At 73.8% G+C, this 19,685-nt stretch carries 20 protein-coding genes; 15 read left to right on the forward strand and 5 right to left on the reverse strand.

The window, feature by feature from the left end:
• The gene (gene ppk2, locus ACF068_RS06470) at positions 1–1,038 is read right to left on the reverse strand and encodes a polyphosphate kinase 2 (protein WP_392273021.1); all 1,038 of its coding nucleotides are present in this window, start codon (positions 1,036–1,038) and stop codon (positions 1–3) included.
• Between the two features lie 177 nt (positions 1,039–1,215).
• On the opposite strand from ppk2, the gene ACF068_RS06475 reads away from it, so the two are divergent.
• The 6 genes from ACF068_RS06475 (at position 1,216) to ACF068_RS06500 (ending at position 6,693) form a co-directional block, all read left to right on the forward strand.
• Positions 1,216–1,980, forward strand: a complete 765-nt coding sequence (locus ACF068_RS06475) for an amino acid ABC transporter ATP-binding protein (RefSeq protein WP_392273022.1) — start codon at positions 1,216–1,218, stop codon at positions 1,978–1,980.
• A 44-nt stretch (positions 1,981–2,024) separates the two neighbouring features.
• Positions 2,025–2,870: a glutamate ABC transporter substrate-binding protein gene (locus ACF068_RS06480; RefSeq protein WP_392273023.1), complete on the forward strand. Its 846-nt coding sequence runs from the start codon at positions 2,025–2,027 to the stop codon at positions 2,868–2,870.
• Positions 2,871–2,880: 10 nt separating this feature from the next.
• Entirely contained in the window at positions 2,881–3,546 is a 666-nt protein-coding gene (locus tag ACF068_RS06485) for an amino acid ABC transporter permease (RefSeq protein WP_392273024.1), read from the forward strand.
• Positions 3,543–4,532: an amino acid ABC transporter permease gene (locus ACF068_RS06490; protein WP_392273025.1), complete on the forward strand. Its 990-nt coding sequence runs from the start codon at positions 3,543–3,545 to the stop codon at positions 4,530–4,532. Before ACF068_RS06485 ends, ACF068_RS06490 begins: the two co-directional genes overlap by 4 nt.
• 116 nt (positions 4,533–4,648) lie before the next feature.
• On the forward strand, positions 4,649–6,085 hold the full coding sequence (locus ACF068_RS06495) for a DEAD/DEAH box helicase (protein WP_392273026.1): 1,437 nt from the start codon (positions 4,649–4,651) through the stop codon (positions 6,083–6,085).
• A 74-nt stretch (positions 6,086–6,159) separates the two neighbouring features.
• The gene (locus ACF068_RS06500) at positions 6,160–6,693 is read left to right on the forward strand and encodes a GNAT family N-acetyltransferase (RefSeq protein WP_392273027.1); all 534 of its coding nucleotides are present in this window, start codon (positions 6,160–6,162) and stop codon (positions 6,691–6,693) included.
• Positions 6,694–6,795: 102 nt separating this feature from the next.
• On the opposite strand, the gene ACF068_RS06505 is transcribed toward ACF068_RS06500, so the two are convergent.
• Positions 6,796–8,076 carry a serine hydrolase domain-containing protein gene (locus ACF068_RS06505; protein WP_392273028.1) on the reverse strand — a complete coding sequence of 427 codons (1,281 nt, stop codon included), beginning with the start codon at positions 8,074–8,076 and terminating at the stop codon, positions 6,796–6,798.
• Between the two features lie 274 nt (positions 8,077–8,350).
• On the opposite strand from ACF068_RS06505, the gene ACF068_RS06510 reads away from it, so the two are divergent.
• Positions 8,351–9,475 (forward strand): AI-2E family transporter, encoded by a 1,125-nt coding sequence (locus tag ACF068_RS06510; protein ID WP_392273029.1) that lies wholly within the window; start codon positions 8,351–8,353, stop codon positions 9,473–9,475.
• A 102-nt stretch (positions 9,476–9,577) separates the two neighbouring features.
• On the forward strand, positions 9,578–10,762 hold the full coding sequence (locus ACF068_RS06515) for a low temperature requirement protein A (RefSeq protein ID WP_392273030.1): 1,185 nt from the start codon (positions 9,578–9,580) through the stop codon (positions 10,760–10,762).
• A gap of 70 nt (positions 10,763–10,832) precedes the next feature.
• Here the strand turns inward: ACF068_RS06515 and ACF068_RS06520 are convergent, their stop codons facing one another.
• Positions 10,833–11,351 carry an SRPBCC family protein gene (locus ACF068_RS06520; protein WP_392273031.1) on the reverse strand — a complete coding sequence of 173 codons (519 nt, stop codon included), beginning with the start codon at positions 11,349–11,351 and terminating at the stop codon, positions 10,833–10,835.
• A gap of 189 nt (positions 11,352–11,540) precedes the next feature.
• On the opposite strand from ACF068_RS06520, the gene ACF068_RS06525 reads away from it, so the two are divergent.
• The 3 genes from ACF068_RS06525 to ACF068_RS06535 all read left to right on the forward strand — a co-directional run bounded on the left by ACF068_RS06525 (position 11,541) and on the right by ACF068_RS06535 (position 15,497).
• Positions 11,541–13,208 carry a serine/threonine-protein kinase gene (locus ACF068_RS06525; RefSeq protein WP_392273032.1) on the forward strand — a complete coding sequence of 556 codons (1,668 nt, stop codon included), beginning with the start codon at positions 11,541–11,543 and terminating at the stop codon, positions 13,206–13,208.
• Positions 13,209–13,740: 532 nt separating this feature from the next.
• Positions 13,741–14,505: a VC0807 family protein gene (locus ACF068_RS06530; RefSeq protein ID WP_392273033.1), complete on the forward strand. Its 765-nt coding sequence runs from the start codon at positions 13,741–13,743 to the stop codon at positions 14,503–14,505.
• Between the two features lie 80 nt (positions 14,506–14,585).
• On the forward strand, positions 14,586–15,497 hold the full coding sequence (locus tag ACF068_RS06535) for a sigma-70 family RNA polymerase sigma factor (protein ID WP_392273034.1): 912 nt from the start codon (positions 14,586–14,588) through the stop codon (positions 15,495–15,497).
• 49 nt (positions 15,498–15,546) lie between these two features.
• Here the strand turns inward: ACF068_RS06535 and ACF068_RS06540 are convergent, their stop codons facing one another.
• A complete protein-coding gene (locus ACF068_RS06540) occupies positions 15,547–15,987 on the reverse strand; it encodes an NUDIX hydrolase (protein WP_392273035.1) in 441 nt (146 codons plus the stop codon).
• A 114-nt stretch (positions 15,988–16,101) separates the two neighbouring features.
• Between ACF068_RS06540 and ACF068_RS06545 the strand changes: the two genes are divergently transcribed.
• From ACF068_RS06545 to ACF068_RS06555, 3 genes are all read left to right on the forward strand, one after another.
• Complete coding sequence (locus ACF068_RS06545) at positions 16,102–16,563, forward strand: hypothetical protein (RefSeq protein ID WP_392273036.1); 462 nt, start codon at positions 16,102–16,104, stop codon at positions 16,561–16,563.
• A gap of 136 nt (positions 16,564–16,699) precedes the next feature.
• Positions 16,700–17,089 (forward strand): thiol-disulfide oxidoreductase DCC family protein, encoded by a 390-nt coding sequence (locus tag ACF068_RS06550; RefSeq protein WP_392273037.1) that lies wholly within the window; start codon positions 16,700–16,702, stop codon positions 17,087–17,089.
• A gap of 110 nt (positions 17,090–17,199) precedes the next feature.
• Positions 17,200–17,619, forward strand: coding sequence for a hypothetical protein (locus tag ACF068_RS06555; protein WP_392273038.1), 420 nt, complete (start codon positions 17,200–17,202; stop codon positions 17,617–17,619).
• Between the two features lie 69 nt (positions 17,620–17,688).
• On the opposite strand, the gene ACF068_RS06560 is transcribed toward ACF068_RS06555, so the two are convergent.
• Positions 17,689–18,405: a BTAD domain-containing putative transcriptional regulator gene (locus ACF068_RS06560; protein WP_392273039.1), complete on the reverse strand. Its 717-nt coding sequence runs from the start codon at positions 18,403–18,405 to the stop codon at positions 17,689–17,691.
• Positions 18,406–18,462: 57 nt separating this feature from the next.
• On the opposite strand from ACF068_RS06560, the gene ACF068_RS06565 reads away from it, so the two are divergent.
• Positions 18,463–19,560 carry a hypothetical protein gene (locus ACF068_RS06565; RefSeq protein WP_392273040.1) on the forward strand — a complete coding sequence of 366 codons (1,098 nt, stop codon included), beginning with the start codon at positions 18,463–18,465 and terminating at the stop codon, positions 19,558–19,560.
• The last annotated feature ends 125 nt before the right edge of the window (positions 19,561–19,685 follow it).

Genomic DNA, 19,685 nt, shown 5'->3' on the forward strand with positions numbered 1-19,685 from the left:
TCAGCCGGTGTCCTCCGGGGCCTCGGCGGAAGCACCCGGGCCCGGGGCCCCCGGCGCGTCCCGGCCGTCCGGTTCGGGGTGGTGGCCCGGCCGGGTGGGCGGGCCGGCGAGGGGCGTCGGCGAGAGGCTGGAGGGCTCCTCGCCGGGCTCCAGCAGCGTGTCGGCGGCGCCCACGATCAGGGGGTCCGGCTCACCGACCGCGGACGTGTCCTTGTTCTCGTAATCGACGCGCCACAGCAGGCTGCGTATCGCCTCCAGCCGGGCCCGCCGCTTGTCGTTGCTCTTGACCACCGTCCACGGCGCGTGCTCGGTGTCCGTCGCACGGAACATCGTCACCTTGGCGGCGGTGTACGCGTCCCACAGGTCCAGCGAGGCCACGTCGGTGGGCGACAGCTTCCACTGCCGCACCGGATCGACCTGGCGGATCGCGAACCGGGTCCGCTGCTCGCCGCGCGACACCGAGAACCAGAACTTCACCAGCAGGATCCCGTCCCGCACGAGCATCGACTCGAAGAGCGGGCACTGGCGCAGGAACCGTTCGTACTCGTCGTCCGAGCAGAAACCCATGACCTTCTCGACACCCGCGCGGTTGTACCAGGACCGGTCGAAGAACACGATCTCGCCGGCCGACGGCAGATGGGCGACGTACCGCTGGAAATACCACTGCCCCTTCTCCCGCTCGGTCGGCTTGTCCAGGGCGACGATCCGCGCCCCCCGGGGGTTGAGCCGCTCGGTGAACCGCTGGATCGTGCCGCCCTTGCCCGCCGCGTCCCTGCCCTCGCAGATCACCACCAGGCGGGCCCCGGTGTCCTTCACCCAGCGCTGGAGCTTCAACAGCTCGATCTGGAGGATCCGCTTGGTCCGCTCGTACTCGCCGCGCCGGATCTTGCGGTCGTACGGGTAGTTCTCCCGCCAGGTACGGATCGGCTCGCCCGCCGAGTCCAGCACCACCGGCTGCTCCGGCCGGCTCGCGTCCACGCTCAGGCCCGCCAGCAGGTCCTCGGCCCGGCGCTCCCCGGGTTCCATGTCCTCCGCCATGTCCCACCCCTACCCGCCCGCGCCCGGACTACCGCCACCGCCGGCCCGTCCCGCCCGAACGGCTCCGGCCGCCGCGGCCGCCCGTACGGCCCTCCCGGCGTGCAGGAGCTCGGAGGAGGGCGGAGCATGAACGTGAGGAAAGCGGCCAGCGGGGGACGGTGACCCCAGGAGGGTGCCATGCCCGTCCGGGACGAGGCCCGGCACGACGACGCGCTCGTCGTGCTGAAGAACGTCGACAAGCACTTCGGCGCGCTCCACGTGCTGCGCGCCATCGACCTGACCGTCGGCCGTGGCGAGGTCGTCGTCGTCATCGGCCCCTCGGGCGGCGGCAAGTCGACCCTGTGCCGTGCCATCAACCGGCTGGAGACCATCGACTCGGGCGAGATCCTCATCGACGGCAGGCCCCTGCCCGCCGAGGGACGGGAGCTGGCCGCGCTCCGCGCCGACGTGGGCATGGTGTTCCAGTCGTTCAACCTCTTCGCCCACAAGACGGTCCTGGAGAACGTCACGCTCGGCCAGATCAAGGTGCGGCGGAAGGACAGGAAGGCCGCCGAACAGCGGGCCCGTGAGCTGCTCGACCGGGTGGGTGTCGCTTCCCAGGCCGACAAGTACCCGGCCCAGCTCTCGGGCGGTCAGCAACAGCGGGTCGCGATCGCGCGGGCGCTGGCGATGGAGCCGAAGGTGATGCTGTTCGACGAGCCGACCTCCGCGCTCGACCCCGAGATGATCAACGAGGTCCTCGAGGTCATGCAGCAACTCGCCCGTGAGGGGATGACCATGGTCGTCGTCACCCACGAGATGGGCTTCGCCCGCTCCGCCGCCAACCGCGTGGTGTTCATGGCGGACGGCAGGATCGTGGAGGAGACCACACCGGACCAGTTCTTCAGCAATCCGCGCAGCGACCGGGCCAAGGACTTCCTGTCGAAGATCCTCCATCACTGAGTCCACGTCCCGTGCCGCGCGCACCAGCTCCAGGGGTGATCACCATGAACCCGTACAAGCTCACCAAGGCCGGTGTGGCCGCGGCGGCCGCGCTCGCTCTCTCCTTCTCCCTCGCCGCCTGCGGCGACGACGGCGGGGACGGCGGCTCGGGAGGGAACGGCGACAAGATCAACGTCGGCATCAAGTTCGACCAGCCCGGCATCGGACTCAAGACCCCGGACGGCGACTACACCGGCTTCGACGTCGACGTGGCCACCTACGTGGCCAAGCAGCTCGGCCACGAGCCGGGTGACATCGTGTGGAAGGAGGCGAAGAGCGCCGACCGCGAGACGATGCTCCAGCGCGGTGACGTCGACTACATCGTGGCCTCGTACTCGATCAACGACGAGCGGGCCCAGAAGGTCGACTTCGCCGGTCCGTACCTGCTGGCGCACCAGGACGTCCTCGTGCGCGCCGACGACGACTCGATCACCAAGCCCGCCGACCTCAACAACAAGAAGCTGTGCTCGGTGACCGGCTCCACGTCCGCCCAGAACGTCAAGACGAAGCTCGCCCCCAAGGCCCAGCTCCAGGAGTACGGCGGGTACTCGGAGTGCCTGACCGGTCTGGAGAACGGTGTGATCGACGCCGTGACCACCGACGACTCGATCCTGGCCGGCTACGCCGCGCAGGAGCAGTTCAAGGGCAAGTTCAAGCTCGGCGGCTTCAAGATGAGCAACGAGAACTACGGCATCGGTGTCCAGAAGGGCAGCGAACTGAAGGCCGAGATCAACAGCGCGCTGGAGAAGATGGTCGCGGACGGCTCCTGGGAGGCGGCCGTGAAGAAGAACTTCGGCCCGGCCGGCTACAAGAACGAACCGGCCCCGAAGATCGGCGTCATCGTCGGCTGAGGGAACCGACGTGTTCGACTTCCTCGAGGGGTACGACCTGCTGGGAGCGTTCTGGGTGACGGTGCAGCTCACCGTCTACTCCGCGATCGGCTCCCTGATCTGGGGGACGCTGCTGGCCGCCATGCGCGTCAGCCCCGTCCCCCTGATGCGGGGCTTCGGCACCGCCTACGTCAACATCGTCCGCAACATCCCGCTCACGGTGATCATCGTCTTCACCTCGCTCGGCCTGTTCCAGACCCTCGGCGTCGACCTCGGCGCCAAGGACTTCACCACCATCAACTTCCGGCTCGCCGTGCTCGGGCTGATCACCTACACCTCCGCCTTCGTCTGCGAGGCACTGCGGTCCGGCATCAACACCGTCCCGCCCGGCCAGGTCGAGGCGGCCCGCGCCATCGGCCTCGGCTTCGGGCAGGTACTGCGGCTGATCGTCCTGCCACAGGCCTTCCGGTCGGTCGTGGGCCCGCTGGCCAACGTCCTGATCGCCCTCACCAAGAACACCACCGTCGCCGCCACCATCGGCGTCGCCGAGGCCGCCCTGCTGATGCGCGAGATGATCGAGAACGAGGCACAGCTCATCCTCATCTCGGTGATCTTCGCCTTCGGCTTCATCTGCCTCACTCTCCCGACCGGCCTCTTCCTCGGCTGGGTCAGCAAGAAGGTGGCGGTGAGGCGATGAAGGAAACGACGAAGGAAACGACGGACAAGGCGACGAAGAAGGCGACGAAGAAGGCGGCGACGAACCGGCCGGCCGTCCTGTACGACGTCCCCGGACCGCGCGCGCGGCGCCGGAACGTCCTCTACAGCGTGGGCTTCGTCATCGCCCTCGCCGGGCTGGTCTGGTGGGTCGGGCAAAGCCTCGCCGACAAGAACCAGCTCGAGTGGGCCAAGTGGGACCCGCTCATCACCGACGGCCGGGCCTGGACGACGTACATCCTGCCCGGCCTGAAGAACACGGTGATCGCCGCCGCGCTCTCCATGGCCATCGCCCTGCCGCTCGGCGCGCTCCTGGGGATCGGCCGGCTCTCCGACCACCGGTGGGTACGTGGCGCGGCCGGCACGGTGGTGGAGTTCTTCCGCGCCATCCCGGTGCTGATCCTCATGCTGTTCGCCAACGCCGCCTACGCCGAGTTCACCAACATCAGCCCCGAGTCCCGTCCGTTGTACGCGGTGGTCACCGGGCTCGTCCTCTACAACGCCTCGGTCCTGGCCGAGGTCGTACGGGCCGGCATTCTGGCCCTGCCCCGGGGGCAGACCGACGCGGCCAAGGCCATCGGCATGCGCAAGGGCCAGACGATGACGTATGTCCTGCTGCCGCAGTCGGTGACCGCCATGCTCCCGGCGCTCGTCAGCCAGCTCGTCGTCATCGTCAAGGACACCGCCCTCGGCGGCGCGCTGCTGAACTTCTCCGAGCTGCTGGCCTCCGTCCGGCCGATGAGCGCCAACTACGGAGCGAACACCATCGCCAGCTTCACCCTCGTGGCGATCGTCTTCGTCGCCCTCAACTTCGCGCTCACCACCTTCGCCGGATGGCTCGAGCGGCGCCTGCGGCGGGCCAGGAAGTCGACCGGCGCGGTCGTGGGAGCCGGCGCGGTGGAGGAACTGGCGACGCCCGGCGAGCACGTCGGACCCGCGGACGTACGGGACGACGACACCAAGGCATGACACCCGGCGCCACGCCCGCTGGTAAAATGTCCCTGCGCTTCGACGCGACCGGGGCCCGTACCGACGAGGTACGGGCCCCGGTCCGTTCCGGGCGACCAGACCGAGGAAGGTTCCCCATGAACGCGAAGCCACCGTCCGCCGTGCCCCCCGTGCCCCCCGTGCCCCCCGAGACCGGCGCGGCCCGCCCCGAGGCACGGCCCGGCGAGCCCGGGGACCCAGCGACCGTGACCCCGGGCCTGCCGCCGGCCGCGTCCTTCGCCGAGCTGGACCTGCCCCCGCGGCTGCTGGCCACCATGACCGGCCTCTCGGTGCGGGAGCCGTTCCCGATCCAGGCCGCCACCCTGCCGAACGCGCTCGCCGGACGGGACGTCCTGGGCCGCGCGCGGACCGGCTCGGGCAAGACGCTGGCCTTCGGTCTCGCGCTGCTCGTCCGCACGGCGGGCCGGCGCGCCGAACCCAAGCGACCCCTCGCGCTGGTCCTCGTACCGACCAGGGAACTCGCCCAGCAGGTGGGCGACGCGCTGGAGCCCTACGCGCGGACGCTCGGACTGCGGCTGGCGACCGTGGTCGGCGGGCTGTCCATCGGACGGCAGGCCTCGTCCCTCCGGGACGGCGCCGAGGTCGTCGTCGCCACCCCCGGCCGGCTGGCCGACCTGCTCTCCCGCCGTGACTGCCACCTGAACCGGGTCCGGATCACGGTGCTGGACGAGGCGGACCAGATGTGCGACATGGGCTTCCTGCCCCAGGTGTCGGAGATCCTGGAGCAGACGCCCGCCGACGGCCAGCGGATGCTGTTCTCCGCCACCCTCGACCGGGACGTCGACCGGCTGGTGCGGCAGTACCTGCACGACCCGGTGCTCGCCTCCGTCGACCGGGTGGAGGGCTCGGTCACGACGATGGAGCACCACGTGCTGCACGTCCACCCCGCCGACAAGTACGCCACCGCCACCGAGATCGCGGCCCGGGACGGACGCGTGCTGCTGTTCCTGGACACCAAGGCGGGCGTGGACCGCTTCACCCGCCACCTCCGGGACAGCGGTGTACGGGCCGCCGCGCTGCACAGCGGCAAGTCGCAGCCCCAGCGCACCCACACCCTGGCGCAGTTCAAGGAGGGCACGGTGACGGCCCTGGTCGCCACCAACGTCGCCGCCCGCGGCATCCACGTCGACGACCTCGACCTGGTCGTCAACGTCGACCCGCCCGCCGACGCCAAGGACTACCTCCACCGCGGCGGGCGCACGGCACGCGCGGGCGAGTCGGGGCGGGTCGTCACCCTGGTCACGCCCGGCCAGCGGCGGGACGTGACCCGGATGCTGTCGGACGCCCGGATCAGGCCGACCGTCACCCAGGTGCGCTCCGGCGAGGAGAAGCTGACCGGCATCACCGGCGCCAGGCGCCCCCCGGCGGGCGACCGGGCGAAGAACTCCGCCGCCGGCACCACCGCCTTCCGGGGCATGGGCACCGGCCGCCCCGCCAAGGAGTCCCGCCGGACCACCGAGGCCCGCAGGCTCGCCGAGGCCCGGCGGGCCGCCCAGGTCCGCAAGTCCCGCTGACCGCCGGGGCGCGTCGCCCCGGCGGTGTCGCGACCCCCGCGAGCCGCTCCCCGGCCAGGTGGGAAGATGGGCGCATGACCGAGATCCACACACCCCGCCTCCTGCTGCGCCGCTGGCGCGAGGAGGACCTGATGCCCATGGCCGAGATCAACGCCGACCCGGCGGTAATGGAGTGGGTCCGCGACGGCTCCGTCCTCGACCTGGAGGAGACCGCCGAGGCGATCGAGCGCTGGGAGGAGGAGTGGGACGAGGAGGGCTTCGGGCTGTTCGCCGTCGAACTGCTCGGCTCGGGCGAGCTGGCCGGGTTCACCGGCCTGTCGGTGCCGGACTTCCTGCCCGAGGTGCTGCCGGCGGTGGAGGTCGGCTGGCGGCTGGGCCGGCCGTTCTGGGGCCAGGGGTACGCCTCCGAGGCCGCGCAGGCCACGCTGGAGTTCGCCCTCCAGGACCGCGGGCTGGACCGGGTCGTCAGCATCTGCCGGGCCGGTCACACCGCCTCGGAGAACGTGATGCGCAAGCTGGGCATGTCGCCGGAGCGCGAGACCGTCGACCCGCGGTACGGGTTCCCGCTGCGGGTGCACGCCATCGACCTGTCGGAGTACCAGGGCTGACCGCCGCCCGGGCCCGTGCGCGGACCGGGCCGAGAGGCCCCCGCTGCGGGTCGCCGCGGGGGCCTCACCGGCGGAGCGGCCCGCCCAGGGCTGCCGCCGGTGTCAGCGCCGCTCGGGCAGGTCCGCCTCGGCCGGCAGCACCGGCGGCACCCCGCGCGCGGCCCGCGCCTTCGCGGCCGCGGCCGGCTTCTTCCCGCAGAACGCGGCCTCCAGCGTCCCGCCGAGCGCGGTGTTGGCCGCGCCCCGGTTGGACGTGTTCGCCATCGCGGCGAGGCTGCGGCGGCCGTCCCGCGTCGAGAACGCGTAGGTGTAGTACCCCTGTACGGTGCCGGTGTGCCCGAACACCTGGGCGCCGCAGGACAGGTCGTAACGGCGCAGGCCCAGCCCGTAGAACCGTGTGTTGGTGGCGTCCGTCGGGGTGACCGTGGTCATCGCCTCCAGCGTCCGCGGCGACAGCAGCCTGCCCCGCATCAGCGCGGTCATGAAGGTGTTCAGGTCCGCCGGGGCGGAGATGACCGCACCGGCCGACTGCGCCCAGGACACCGTCTGCTCCGTGGAGTCGACCAGCGGCGCTCCGGCCTCGTCGGGGTGCAGGTAGCCGCGCACCCGCAGGCCCTCGATGCGGGTGTCGGGGTGCACGTACGACGTGTTGCGCAACCCGAGCGGCTTGATGATGCGGCGCTCGTACTCCTTGCCCACCGGCTTGCCGGTGACCTTCTCGATGAGCATGCCGACCACCACGAAGTTGGCGTTCGAGTACTTGTACGCCACCCCCGGCTCGGTGGTGCGCGGTTCGGCCAGCGACAGGTCCACCAGCTCCTGGTAGCTGAAGACCCGGTTCCGTACGGACTCGAAGCCCGGCACGGTCCGGGCGAACATGGCGTCGGTGTAGTCCGCCAGCCCACTGCGGTGCGTCAGCAGGTGCCGCACCGTGATCCGGTCGTCCGGCAGCAGGCCGGGCAGGTAGCGGTTGACCGGGGCGTCGAGCTCCACCTTGCGCTCGTCGACGAGCTGGAGCAGTACCACGCTGGAGAAGGTCTTGCTGACGCTGCCGATCCGGAAGCGCGCCCGGGTGTCCATGGCCGCGCCCGAGGCACGGTCACGGACACCGGCGGTCCGGGTCAGCACGCCGTCCGGGCCGGTGAACCGGGCCATCGCCCCGGGCGCCCCGTTGGCCATGGCGGCGTTTAGCGCCGCCGCCACGCCCTCCATGTCGGGGGCGGGCGCGGTGGACGCGGCCGGGCTCGCGGCGGCCGGCGCGTGCGCGGGGGCGGCCGGGGCGGAGGGCGCGGCGAAGGCGGTCGTGGCGGGGGAGACCCCACCGGCGATCGCGGCGATCAGGGTGGCGCTCAGTGCCAGGCGTCTGTGCGGCGACAAGGTCACGTCAGGTCCTCGACTCGATCGGTGGGGCACACGGGATGGCGTGTGCCGGGAATGCGGCGGGAGCTCCGGCGCCGTGACGCGCCGTCTCCCGTACCCATGGACCATGAGTGTCAACGCACGCCGCCGGTTCCCGACACGGCCCGCCCTTTTCATGGTTGACGCACCGTCAGGCCTCCGGGCGGGTCGGCGGCGGTGCGCGGGCCGCCGGGCCGTGCCGGACGGGGGCGGGGGCGCGACCGGGGGACCCGATCGGGGGACCCATAGGGTGGCCCCCATGTCTGCCCCCTTGAATTCCCGGAAGGCGGCCGCCGCGCTCCGTACGTCGGCGCGTGTGTCCGCCGAGATGCTGCTGGTGCTCGTGATGGCCGCGGTGGTCCTCTGGCTGCTGGGCCGGATGTGGTCGGTCGTGTGGCCGCTCATCGTGGGCCTGCTGCTCACCACGCTGACGTGGCCGCTGACGCGCTTCCTGCGGCGGCGCGGGTGGCCGCCCGCGCTGGCGGCGTCGGTGGTGACCGTGCTGTTCCTGCTGGCGGCCGCCGGGGTGGTGGCGCTGATCGCCGTGCCGGTGGCGTCCCAGTCGGGTGAGCTCGCCGACGGTGTGGGCGACGGCATCCAGAAGCTGCGCGAATGGGCCGCCGGGCCGCCGCTCAACATAGGCGACGACCAGATCACCGGTGCCCTCGACGCGGCGGTCGCCCGTGTGCAGAGCAGCCTGGGCAGCATGGTCACCGCCGTCGTCACGGGGGTGGGCACCGTGTTCAGCGGTCTGGTCACCGCCGTGCTGGCCCTCTTCCTGATGTTCTTCTTCCTCAAGGACGGCCCGCGCTTCCTGCCGTGGCTGACGCGTCAGCTTCCCGGCCGGCTGGCCTCCGACGTCCCGGTCGTGGCGGCGCGCTGCTGGGACACCCTCGGGGCGTTCGTGCGGTCCCAGGCCTTCGTCGGCCTGCTGGACGCCGTGTTCATCGGCATCGGCCTGTGGATCGTGGGCGTGCCGCTCGTCCTGCCGCTGGCGGTGCTCACGTTCGTCTCGGCGTTCGTGCCGATCGTCGGCGCCCTCTTCGCCGGTCTGGTCGCGGTGCTCATCGCGCTGGTGTCGAACGGGCTGACGGACGCCCTGATCGTGCTGGCGATCATCGTCGTGGTCCAGCAGCTGGAGGGCAATGTGTTCCAGCCGATGATCCAGAGCCGGGGACTCGGCCTGCACGCGGCGGTCGTCCTGCTGGCGGTGACCCTCGGCGGCAGCCTCGCCGGCGTGGTGGGCAGCCTGCTGGCGGTACCGGCGGCGGCCCTGGTCGCGGTCGTCTGGAACCACCTGCGCGAGCAGCTCGCCGACCCGACGGAGGATCCGGACGCCCCGGAGGCCGGCGAGGAGCACCTGGGTTCCGCCGTCCCGTCGTAACCCTCCCGGCCCGGACGGCCCTACATGCCGTCCGGGCCGCGACCGCCGTGGTGTGATGGCCGTGATGTCAGGTTTCGCCCAGGATCACTCAGGGACGGTTCCATGAGCACCGCGGCTCCGGCGGCCACCCCGCGCGACGAACAGGGCCGCCACGCGGCGTGGCTCGAGCTGTTCTTCGACCTCGTCTTCGTCGCGTTCGCCGCCCAGCTCTCGCACACTCTCCACGGCGACCCGGGATGGCGCGAGTTCGGGGTGTTCCTGGGCCTGTACTTCCCGCCGTGGTGGATGTGGATCAACCTGATGGTGTCCGCCAACCTGTTCGACCTGGACAGCGCGCGCCGCCGGCTGCTGATGTTGTTCGCGATGCTCTGCCTGGCCACGATGGCCGCCGCCGTGCCGGAGGCGGACGAGGACGGGACGCGTTCGGCGGCGTACGCGCTCGGCTACGCCGGGACCCGGCTGGTGCTGCTCGGGCTCTGGTGGCCCGCGACCCGCTACCCGCCGCCCGCCCGTGTGCCCAGGTGGCGGCCCCTGACGTACTGCCTGGTGTCGGGGGTGCTGTGGGCGGCCTCGGTGGCCGTGCCCGGCGAGTGGCGTTACGTCGTGTGGGCCGCGCTCATCGCGGCGGAGCTGGTGCTGCTGCTGACCGCGCGCGGCAGGGGCATGCCCAGGCGGCTGCACACGGGTCTGCTGGTGGAGCGGGTGGGCCTGTTCGTCATCATCGTCTTCGGCGAGTCGGTGCTCTCGCTCGTCACCTCCACGGACCATGTCTGGACGGGCGCGGCCGGCGTCGTGGCGGTGCTCGGCTTCACGCTGCTGGCCGCCCTGTGGTGGTCGTACTTCGACTTCGGGTCGGTCGCGGCGGAGCTGGTGCTCGGCTCGGCCGAACCGGAGCGCGCGTACGTCCTCTCCCGTGACGTGGCGGCCTTCCTGCACTTCTTCGTCACCGCGGCGATCCTGTGCCTCGCGGCCGGTCTCGCGACCGCCGTCGAGGAGGCCGGGCACGCCCATCTGCACCACGGTGCGGTGTGGGCCCTCGCGGGCGGCCTCGCCCTCTACCACGCCGCGCACGCCGCGATCGCGCTACGGTTCGGCCGCCCCGTGGGCGCCGTCGCCGTGTGGGCGCTGCCGGGGATCGGCGTACCGCTGGTGCTGATCGCCGTGTCGGACCACCTGGCCCCATGGCTCGTCGTCGCCCTGCTGGCCGCCGAGGCGGTCCTGCACCTGCTGTACGCCAGGGCCGTCGCCCGGCGCCGGGCGACGCCGGGCGGCACGGCGCTCGGCTGACGCCCCGGAACGCACCGGCCCCGGGCGGTGCGCGCACCGGGGCCGTACGGCCGCGTGGTGTGACGGCCGGTCAGCGGCCGGCGGGCTCGCCGTCGGACTCCAGCGCCTTCTTCAGACCCTCCAGCGTGGTGCGGATGTTGCGCCGCTGGAAGTCGGAGAACACCTGCCCCCGGGTCGCCAGCCGGTCGAAGGCGTTCGCCAGGGCGTCCGGCCACGCCCGCCGGTCGTCCGTCCACGTCTCCGTCACGCGGGTGCCGCCCTCGGCCGGCTCGAAGCGGTACTCCCACGTCGCGATCGCACCGGGCAGCCACGGCCGCCGCGCCCCGATGGCGTGCACCCGGAACGCGAAGCGCTCCCCGGGATCGGCGGCCGTCACCGTGCACTTGGTCGTCCAGGTGATGGAGCCGCGCTTGTTGTGCCCGGCGAAGACCATGCCCACGTACGCGCCACGCCGCTCACCGAGCACCGTCGCCCCGCGGTTCTCCGGGCTCCAGCGGCCCATCGCCGTGGGGTCGGCGACCGCCTCGTACACGGTCGCGGGGGCGGCGTTGATCACGATGCTGTCCGACACGGACATGGTGCGGGGCATGGTTGTGCCTCCTCGTCGCCGGCTGTCCCGTACAGTCCGGGGCCCACACCCTACTCACAGGTAGCCGGTCCCCGGCGGGGCGGTCCCCCGGCCCCCGCCGCCCCCCGTTCCCACACCGTCCCGGTCCCGGCCGCGCAGCGGGGTACGGCCCGGCTTCGGGAGCGCCGGCCGGCCGTGCATCATAGGCGCATGAACAACAGCGGGGGACGACAGCAGGAACCGACGAGCTACGGGCTCCAGCCACCTCTTCAGGCGCCCGTACCGGCGACCCGGGAGCCGGAGGCCGGGCCGCCGCGTCCGGACGGTCACGGCGGGGCCGGCGCCACCGGCGCCTCCGGGGCCGGCGCCTCGGGGGCCGGCGCCGCACAGCCCGGCGCGGGCCGCCTCGTCGGCGGCCGCTACCGGCTGCTGGAGAGGCTCGGCTCCGGGGGCATGGGCACGGTCTGGCGGTGCCGCGACGAGGTGGTGGACCGCGACGTCGCCATCAAGGAACCACGCGTTCCCGAGCACTTCAGCCCCGCGGAGCGCCACACCGCCTACCAGCGCATGCAGCGGGAGGCCCGTGCCGCGGCGCGCATCGACCACCCGTCGGTGGTGGCCATCCACGACGTCGTGATCGAGGGCGACAGCCCCTGGATCGTGATGGAGCTGCTGCGGGGCAAGTCGCTCGCCGAACTCCTCGACGAGGGCACGCTGCCGCCGCGCGAGGCCGCCCGGATCGGGCTCGCCATCCTGGGCGCGCTCAGCGCGGCGCATGAAGCCGGTGTGCTGCACCGGGACGTGAAGCCCGGCAACGTGATGGTCGGCCGCCACGACCGCGTGGTGCTCACCGACTTCGGCATCGCCCAGGTCGAGGGCGAACAGAAGCTCACCGAGACCGGGGGCTTCGTCGGCTCGCCCGAGTACATCGCCCCCGAGCGGGTGCTCGGCCGCCGGGCCGGCGCGGAGTCCGACCTCTGGTCCCTCGGCGTGATGCTCTACCAGGCCGTCGAGGGCGTGTCGCCGTTCCGCCGCCAGACCACGCCGTCCACGCTCCAGGCCATCCTGCTCGCCGAACTCCCGCCGCCCCAGCAGTCGGCGGAGCTGACCGCGGTCGTCACCGGTCTGCTGCGCAAGGAGCCGGAGAACCGGCTCACCGCCCAGGCGGCGCTGCCGATGCTGCGTGCCGCGGCGGACCCCCCTCCCCGGCCGTCGGCACCCGCCCCCGCCCCCACCCGGCAGGCGGGCCCGGAGGCGGCGCTGCCCGCCCCCTCGCTCGCGCGCCGCCTGCTGCGGCCGCTGCCCCTCGCCCTCGCCGCCGCCGCGGTGGTGGCCGCCCTGGTCGTGGCCCTGGTCGTCCCGTTCGGCGGCGACGACGTCCCGGACGGCTGGAAGCGTTACGAGGAGTACCGCATGCGGGTCACCGTCGCCGCCCCGGCCGACTGGACCATCACCACCGCGGACGACCTGGAGAGCTCCGACGGCGCCTACGTCGCCACCCGCTACACCTCCCCGAAGGGCGACATGACGCTCCTGGTCGACAAGAAGGAGAAGGCCACCGAGACCGCCATGGCGACGGCCCAGCGCTGGAAGCAGGAGTACGAGACCGCCTCCCCTCCCACCGGCGGCACCGCCGCGGTCGCCTCCGTGAAGCCGGCCACCGAGCAGGGCCGTGACGCCGCCGTGCTCACCGTCACCTACAGCAAGCAGCAGGACGACGGCGCCCCGCGGCGCCTGTCCAAGACGCTCGTCGTGATCAACAGCAAGCAGGAACGTCTCACGCTCAACGTGGACGTGCCGGCCGGCAAGTCGGCGGAGGCGACGGCCGACGACCTGTTGGCCACCGCCCGCTCGCAGTACCGCATCGGCGACCTGTAGGCACCACGTCGGCCCGCGCTCCCGGCGCGGACCGACGTCCCCGAAAAAAGCCCGGCATGATCGCCGGTGCACGGGGCACCAGCACCTCAAGCCCCGCCGCGTCTCCCCCCCCTCGCGGCGGGGCTTCGCCGTCCCCGCGCGGCACCGGGCCGACACCTACGTCCGCCACCCCCAGGGCCACCGCGACGCCCCATCCGGTGACGCACCGTCAACAACCGGGTCAACCACCTTCGGAGGGCCCGTCCTCCCTGCCGGGCGTGGTCACGCGAAGCCGGCCCCACAGGTGTGTTTTCGGCCTGATCGCGGCGACGGCGCCCGCCGGGGTGATCTCGGCGGGATGCAGGGAAGGCGACACGCATGCACCCACCGCGGGCGCCGCCCACGCCTCACCGGGGACGCCCGTCCCACCGCGGGGCGACCACACCGGTCCGACCAGATTTGGTGATCATTTGGCACCCGGCCGCTGGTCCCGCCCCACGAGCGTGATCTACGTTTCGACTGTTGCACTGACCAGGCACTTTCAGGGGGAACCATGCCCGTCCGAGACACCCCGGACACACACGACGTACGCACGTCACCGGACGCGCCGGGGGACCGGGCCCAGGACGCCCCGGACCGGCCGGCCCGGTCCGGAGGCGCGGCCGCCCTCGGCTGGGCCGTGACCATCACCCTCAACGTCGTCGCGCCCATCATCACGTACAAGCTGCTCCGCGACCACGGCTGGAGCGAGTTCGGCGCGCTCCTCGCGGGCGGTGTCTGGCCGGTCCTCGACAGTGCGGTCCACATCGCCTGGCGTCGCCGCCTCGACGAATTCGCCGTCGTCACCCTGGTGTTCCTGGTGCTCACCGCGGTGGTGTCGCTCGTCGGCGCCCACACGGCCCGGGCCCTCATGGTCAAGGACTCCGCCGTCACCGGCCTGTTCGGCCTGCTGTGCCTGGCCACCCTGCTGGCCCCGCGACCGCTCATGTTCTACTTCGGCCGCAAGTTCGCGACCGACGGCACCCCGCGGAGCACCGCCTGGTGGAACGGCCTGTGGCAGTACGAGGGTTTCCGCAGGACCCTGCGGACGATGACGACGGTCTGGGGCGTGGCGTACTGCGTCGAGGCCGTCGCCCGTATCGCCCTGACCTACCTGCTCAGCACCGACACCATGGTGGTCCTCAGCCCGGTGCTGATCTACGGCGTCCTCGCCGCGCTGGCCGTGTGGACGGCCCTGTACGGCAAGCGCGCCCGGCGCAAGGGGCAGGAGCGCGACGTGGCGGTCGACGCCCCCACGTCGCCGGCGCGGGCGTCATGACGCTCCGCCGCCCGAGCGGCCCGCCGGGGCCCGACGGGGCCCGCGGGCCGACCGCCGGACCGGACGACGAGGACACGCCGGTGAGCGACGCGGAACTCCTGGCCCGCCGCTTCGAGGAACACCGCGCCCACCTACGGGCGGTGGGCTACCGCATGCTGGGCTCTCTCGGCGAAGCGGAGGACGCCGTCCAGGAAACCTGGCTCAGGCTCGACCGGTCCGACGTCTCGGACGTACGCAACCTGGGCGGCTGGCTGACGACCGTCGTCGGCCGCGTCTGCCTCGACATGCTGCGCGCCCGCGCCACCCGCCGCGAACACCCGCTGGAGGCCCCGGACGGACAGGTCAGGCTGCCGGACCCGGTGGTCAGCGGCCCGCACGGCGTGGACCCCGAGCAGGAGATGCTCGTCGCCGACGACGTCGGCATCGCCCTCATGATCGTCCTGGACACCCTCGCACCCGCGGAACGGCTCGCGTTCGTCCTGCACGACCTGTTCGCCGTGCCCTTCGAGGAGATCGCCACCGTCCTGGGCCGGACGGCCGCCTCCACCCGTCAACTCGCCGGCCGTGCCCGCCGCCGGGTCGAGAAGGCGGCACCCGCCCCGGACACCGACCCGGCCCGCCGGCGCGAGGTCGTGGACGCCTTCCTCACCGCCTCGCGCGGCGGGGACTTCGACGCGCTCCTCGCCGTCCTCGACCCGGATGTCGTGGCCCGCTCCGACGGCGGCGGCCTGCGCCCGAGCCTGCTGCGCCAGGGCGCGGCCGACGTGGCCTCGCAGGCCATCACGTTCGCCCGGTTCGCGCAGGCCGGGCTGCCGGTGCTGGTCAACGGCTCGCCGGGAGTGGTCGCGGTCGACGCGGGCCGTGCCGTGTCGGTGATGGCGTTCACCGTCCGGGGCGGCAGGATCACGGCCCTCGACATCCTCACCGACCCCGAGCGCCTCGCGGGGATCGACCCGGGCGCGCTGCACGACGGCGTGCCGCACGACGGCTGAACCGGGGGCGCGCGCCCGGGGGCCCGGGGCCGGGCCCCCGGGCGTGGGGTCACGGGGCCGGGGCGGCGCGACCGGTGAGCAGCCGTACCCCGTCGACGGCGGCCGGGGAGAGCACCGCGTCGCGCAGGTCCGGCAGCGGAAGCCAGCCGACCGCGTCGGTGGACCCCCCGGTCTCCGACACCTCCGGCGCGCCGCCGTCGAGCCCGACCGCGTAGAACAGTCCGGTCACGTGCCACTCCACCCCGCCGCGGCGGGCCGCGTAGGTCCGGGCGTCGAGCAGCCGGGCGGCGCGGAGCTCCAGGCCGGTCTCCTCGCGGAGTTCCCGCGCCAGGGCCTCCACCGGCTGCTCGCCGGGGTCGATCCCGCCGCCCGGCAGATGCCACAGCCCGGGAGCGAAGACCGGGGACGTCTCCGACAGCCGGGTGAGCAGCAGCCGGCCCTCCCGCAGCGCGAGCGCGTACGCGGACACCCGCGTCCGTACCTCGGTCATGCTCTTCCCCCTCCGCGGGACCCGGCGCATTGCCGGGCCCCGCCCCGGCGCCACGTGGGAGGATCATGGCACGGGGGCGGCCGGCCGGCCGCCGGGCTCCGGAAAGCGGGTCGGGTGAGGGACGACGACATACGTGCGCGGTTCGACGGACGCGTCCGGGTCGAACTGCTGCCGGGCGACGCCTCCGCCGCGACGCGCCGCCGCATCGAGGGGATCGGCCACGCGCTGGGCTACCGGCCGCTCGCCGTCGAGAACGTGTGGCCCGCGGGCGTGCGGCTGGTCTACCAGCGGGACGACGCCCCGGACGCCCGTCGCCGGGCCGCGCTGACCATCGCCCGGCTGCGCGCGGGCGGGCCGCTGCTGCCGGCGGCCGAAGCGCCTCCACCGCCTCCCCCCGGCCCACCGCCCCCCGCCCCGGCACCCGCGCCGCCCCGGCCCCGGCGCCCCGCGCGACCGGACCTCCCCCCGGCGGTCCCCCCGCCCCCCGCGGCCGCGCGGCCGGCCCGGCCCCGGGTCCCGCCTCCGCCGGCATACCCGCCACCACCGCCACCGCCGCCCGCTCCGCCGGGTCCCTGACGCACAGCCGGGTGCCCGACGGCTGCCGGGCGCGCCGGCACGTGCGTCGTCGTCACGCGCCGCCGGTGGGCCGGTTCGCCCCGGGTGGCGGCGGTACCGTGGGTGCTGTCGCGACGTGCCGACGGACGAGGTGACCATGCGGAACCGGCCAGTGCTGGTCTACGACGGGGACTGCGGTTTCTGCAGTACCTCGGTGCGGTTCGCCGGGCGGTACATCCGTCCCCGCTGCGCCATCACGCCGTGGCAGTTCACCGACCTGGAGGAACTGGGCGTCACGCGGCAGCGCGCCGCGTACGAGGTCCTCTGGGTGACCCCGGTCGGCACGGTGTACGGCGGGTCCCGGGCGGTGGCCAAACTGCTGCTGAGCTCCGGGGGCGGATGGCCGGTCGTGGGGGCGCTGCTCAACCTGCCCCCGGTGCGCTGGGCCGCCCACGGTGTCTACCGGCTGGTGGCGAACAACCGCCACCGCATGCCCGGCGGCACGGCGGCGTGCGCGCTGCCGGGCCGTCGCCCCTCGGGGGGCTAGGCGGGCCCTCGCGGGCGCGGCCGGGCTGCCAGCGCGCTGTGCGCGGTCTGCCAGCGGCCCGGCGGAGGCTGAGGGCGTCACGTACGGCGCTCACCCGGAGGTATGGGTCCATGTCAGCCACTCCACAGCACTTCGCACCGCGCCCAGGGGCGGGGCCCCGCCGCCGCCGGGCCGTGCCCGCGGCCCTGCTGGCCCTGGCGCTCACGGCCGGGACCGCGTGCGCGGCGCCGTCCGCCGCGGCCCCGGCGGCCGGCGGGGACCGGCCCGCGCCGGCCGCCGGGAGCACCGGCCCGGAGCGGCACGACGACCTGGCCCGGCTCGCCCGGGAACTGGTCGACGCCGGGGCGCCGGGGGTGGTCGTGCGGGTGACGGGCGGCCGCGGGCGGCCCGTCGAGATCGTGCGACAGGCGCCGTGGGCGGCCCGGCTGCAACGGCTCGCGATATTCGACGAGTTCCGGATGGGCTGCAACACCAAGACAATGATGGCCACGCTCGTACTGGGCCTCGCCGCGGAGACCGTCTGTCGCTGACGGACCCGGTCGAGAAGTGGCTGCCCGGGCAGGTGCCCGGCGGCGCCGCGATCACCCTGCGGATGCTGCTCAACACCCGCAGACCCGCGCGAGCCGGGTCTTGCCCGCGCCCCCGGGGCCCACGAGGGTCACCAGCCGGGCACGACCGAGCAGTTCGGTCACCCGGCGGACATCGTCCGTACGCCCTGCGAAGCTCGTCGAAGGGACGTCCAGGTTGCCGCCGTCCCCCGCCGCCGGCCGCGCCGGCACGGGCGTCACCCCGGCTCCGGTGGCGGTCGTGCCGTCCCCCGCCTCCGCCGTGACGGGCCGCCCGCGCAGCACGGCGAGGTGCGCGGCCGCCACCTCGGGCCCCGGGTCGCTGCCGAAGGTGTCCGCGAGCCGTTCGCGCAGGTCCGCGAAGACCGCCAGCGCCTCGGCGTTCCGCCCGGCCGCCGCCAGGGCGCGGATCAGCAGGGCGTGCAGCCGCTCGTGCGGCGGGTGGTCGGAGGTCAGCGCCTGGAGTTCGGCGACCGGACCGGGCCCGGCGGCCGTCCGTACGAGACCGGGCCCGGTGGCCGTCCGTACGAGATCGGCCTCGATCCGGTCCTCCAGCGCGGCCAGCCGCGCCCGCGCGAGCCGCTCCGCCTCCCGCTCGGCGAACGGCGCCCCGCGCACGTCCGCGAGAGCGGGCCCCCGCCACAGCCCCCCATTGTCCCAGCCGCCTGCGCCCGACCGCCGTACGAGTCGGTTGATCTGACGGGTGGTCGGGTGCGGGCGGCACGATGAGCCGTGTGATGATCTGATCACACAGGGGCCGGCCCTCCGGGGAGGGTGGGAAGGCCGGGAACGAGGCGGGAGCAGAGGGTGAGCAAGGGCGGGGCGTCCATACCGGACGAGGAGTGGGAGCGCTTCCTGCGGGAAGCGGGGGCCGGGGACCAGGACGCCCCTCGCGAACCGTCCGCGCGGGCCCGGATGGTGACCGGGCGGCTGCGGGAGGAGCCGGACCGGCCGGAGGGATGGCGCACCTACCGGCCGGTCCGGCGCCGGCGGGGCAGGGGCTGGTACGTGCTCGGCCTGCTGGCCGCCGTCGGCCTGCTGGTCGTCGCGGTCGCGCCGGGACGCGTCGTGGGATGGTTCGCCCCCGGGAGCGGCGACACGACGCCGCTCGCCGCCGAGTCCCGGCGCCCCGACCAGCCGCCGCCCTCGGAGGCGGCGAACCGGCTCCCCACCCTGGAGCACCCGTTCCGGGGCTCACCCGCGGAGCGGTGGGGCGACGGGACGGCGGGGATCAACGTACCCCCGGCGCACGCGACGGGCTGGATGAGCGAGGAACAGGTGGCGGGGGCACTGGAACGGACCCGCGACTTCCTCGCCGCGTCGAGCCTCGACCCGGGGGTGCTGCGCGGGGAGCGGCCCCGGCGGGCCACGGCACTGATCAACCCCCACCAGCGGGACGTCCAGGACTTCCTGGCGACGGCGTTCCGCGCGCCCGACCGGGAGAACGACCCCCGCCTGCTGTTCAGCCGCTTCTCCCCGGGCGACGTGCGGCTCGTCGGGGACGTGATCAAGACCCGCGGCCGGATCACCTACCGGGAGGGCGAGCGCGGTGCGGTGCGGATGACCGCCGACGTCACCTTCGTCTACCCGGTCGTACGCGCCGAGGCGGGGAGCGAGGAGGTGACGCGGACCATCGTGCGCCGCGAGGTCGTACTGAGCTGGGACGACCCGGCCAGGGTCGTCATCGAGCCGGGGACCTTCTCCCTGGTCTCGTACAAGGCCGACATCACCAACGGCGGCTGCGGGACCTTCACGGGCTACCTCACCCCTGAGTTCGCCGCCGAGCGCGCGGTCACGGGGTCCGGTGGCGGTGCCGAGGTCGACCCGTACGACCGGAGCAGGTCGATGGACGCCCGGATGCGGGAGGCCGGGGGAGAGGAGTGCGGGACCGCCACCCGCTCGTGAGCGGCGGCCCGCGGGTGACGTCGTGACGGATCCGCCGGCCCGCGCGTGACGACCTCCCGCGACGGCCCGGTGCGGGGCGGAGCGGGCGGTGGCGGGCCGGCGGGCTCGCGAAATCGCGGTCGCCG

The sequence above is a fragment of the Streptomyces sp. NPDC016309 genome (assembly GCF_043077235.1).
Lineage (GTDB): Bacteria > Actinomycetota > Actinomycetes > Streptomycetales > Streptomycetaceae > Streptomyces.

What these genes read in the sequence shown, in the direction of transcription:
- ACF068_RS06525 (WP_392273032.1), top strand. Translation starts at nt 11,541, where the DNA reads ATGAACAACAGCGGGGGACGACAGCAGGAACCGACGAGCTACGGGCTC.
- ACF068_RS06530 (WP_392273033.1), top strand. Translation starts at nt 13,741, where the DNA reads ATGCCCGTCCGAGACACCCCGGACACACACGACGTACGCACGTCACCG.
- ACF068_RS06475 (WP_392273022.1), top strand. Translation starts at nt 1,216, where the DNA reads ATGCCCGTCCGGGACGAGGCCCGGCACGACGACGCGCTCGTCGTGCTG.
- ACF068_RS06480 (WP_392273023.1), top strand. Translation starts at nt 2,025, where the DNA reads ATGAACCCGTACAAGCTCACCAAGGCCGGTGTGGCCGCGGCGGCCGCG.
- ACF068_RS06550 (WP_392273037.1), top strand. Translation starts at nt 16,700, where the DNA reads ATGCGGAACCGGCCAGTGCTGGTCTACGACGGGGACTGCGGTTTCTGC.
- ACF068_RS06490 (WP_392273025.1), top strand. Translation starts at nt 3,543, where the DNA reads ATGAAGGAAACGACGAAGGAAACGACGGACAAGGCGACGAAGAAGGCG.
- ACF068_RS06500 (WP_392273027.1), top strand. Translation starts at nt 6,160, where the DNA reads ATGACCGAGATCCACACACCCCGCCTCCTGCTGCGCCGCTGGCGCGAG.
- ACF068_RS06510 (WP_392273029.1), top strand. Translation starts at nt 8,351, where the DNA reads ATGTCTGCCCCCTTGAATTCCCGGAAGGCGGCCGCCGCGCTCCGTACG.
- ACF068_RS06520 (WP_392273031.1), bottom strand. Translation starts at nt 11,351, where the DNA reads ATGCCCCGCACCATGTCCGTGTCGGACAGCATCGTGATCAACGCCGCC.
- ppk2 (WP_392273021.1), bottom strand. Translation starts at nt 1,038, where the DNA reads ATGGCGGAGGACATGGAACCCGGGGAGCGCCGGGCCGAGGACCTGCTG.
- ACF068_RS06515 (WP_392273030.1), top strand. Translation starts at nt 9,578, where the DNA reads ATGAGCACCGCGGCTCCGGCGGCCACCCCGCGCGACGAACAGGGCCGC.
- ACF068_RS06555 (WP_392273038.1), top strand. Translation starts at nt 17,200, where the DNA reads ATGTCAGCCACTCCACAGCACTTCGCACCGCGCCCAGGGGCGGGGCCC.
- ACF068_RS06540 (WP_392273035.1), bottom strand. Translation starts at nt 15,987, where the DNA reads ATGACCGAGGTACGGACGCGGGTGTCCGCGTACGCGCTCGCGCTGCGG.
- ACF068_RS06495 (WP_392273026.1), top strand. Translation starts at nt 4,649, where the DNA reads ATGAACGCGAAGCCACCGTCCGCCGTGCCCCCCGTGCCCCCCGTGCCC.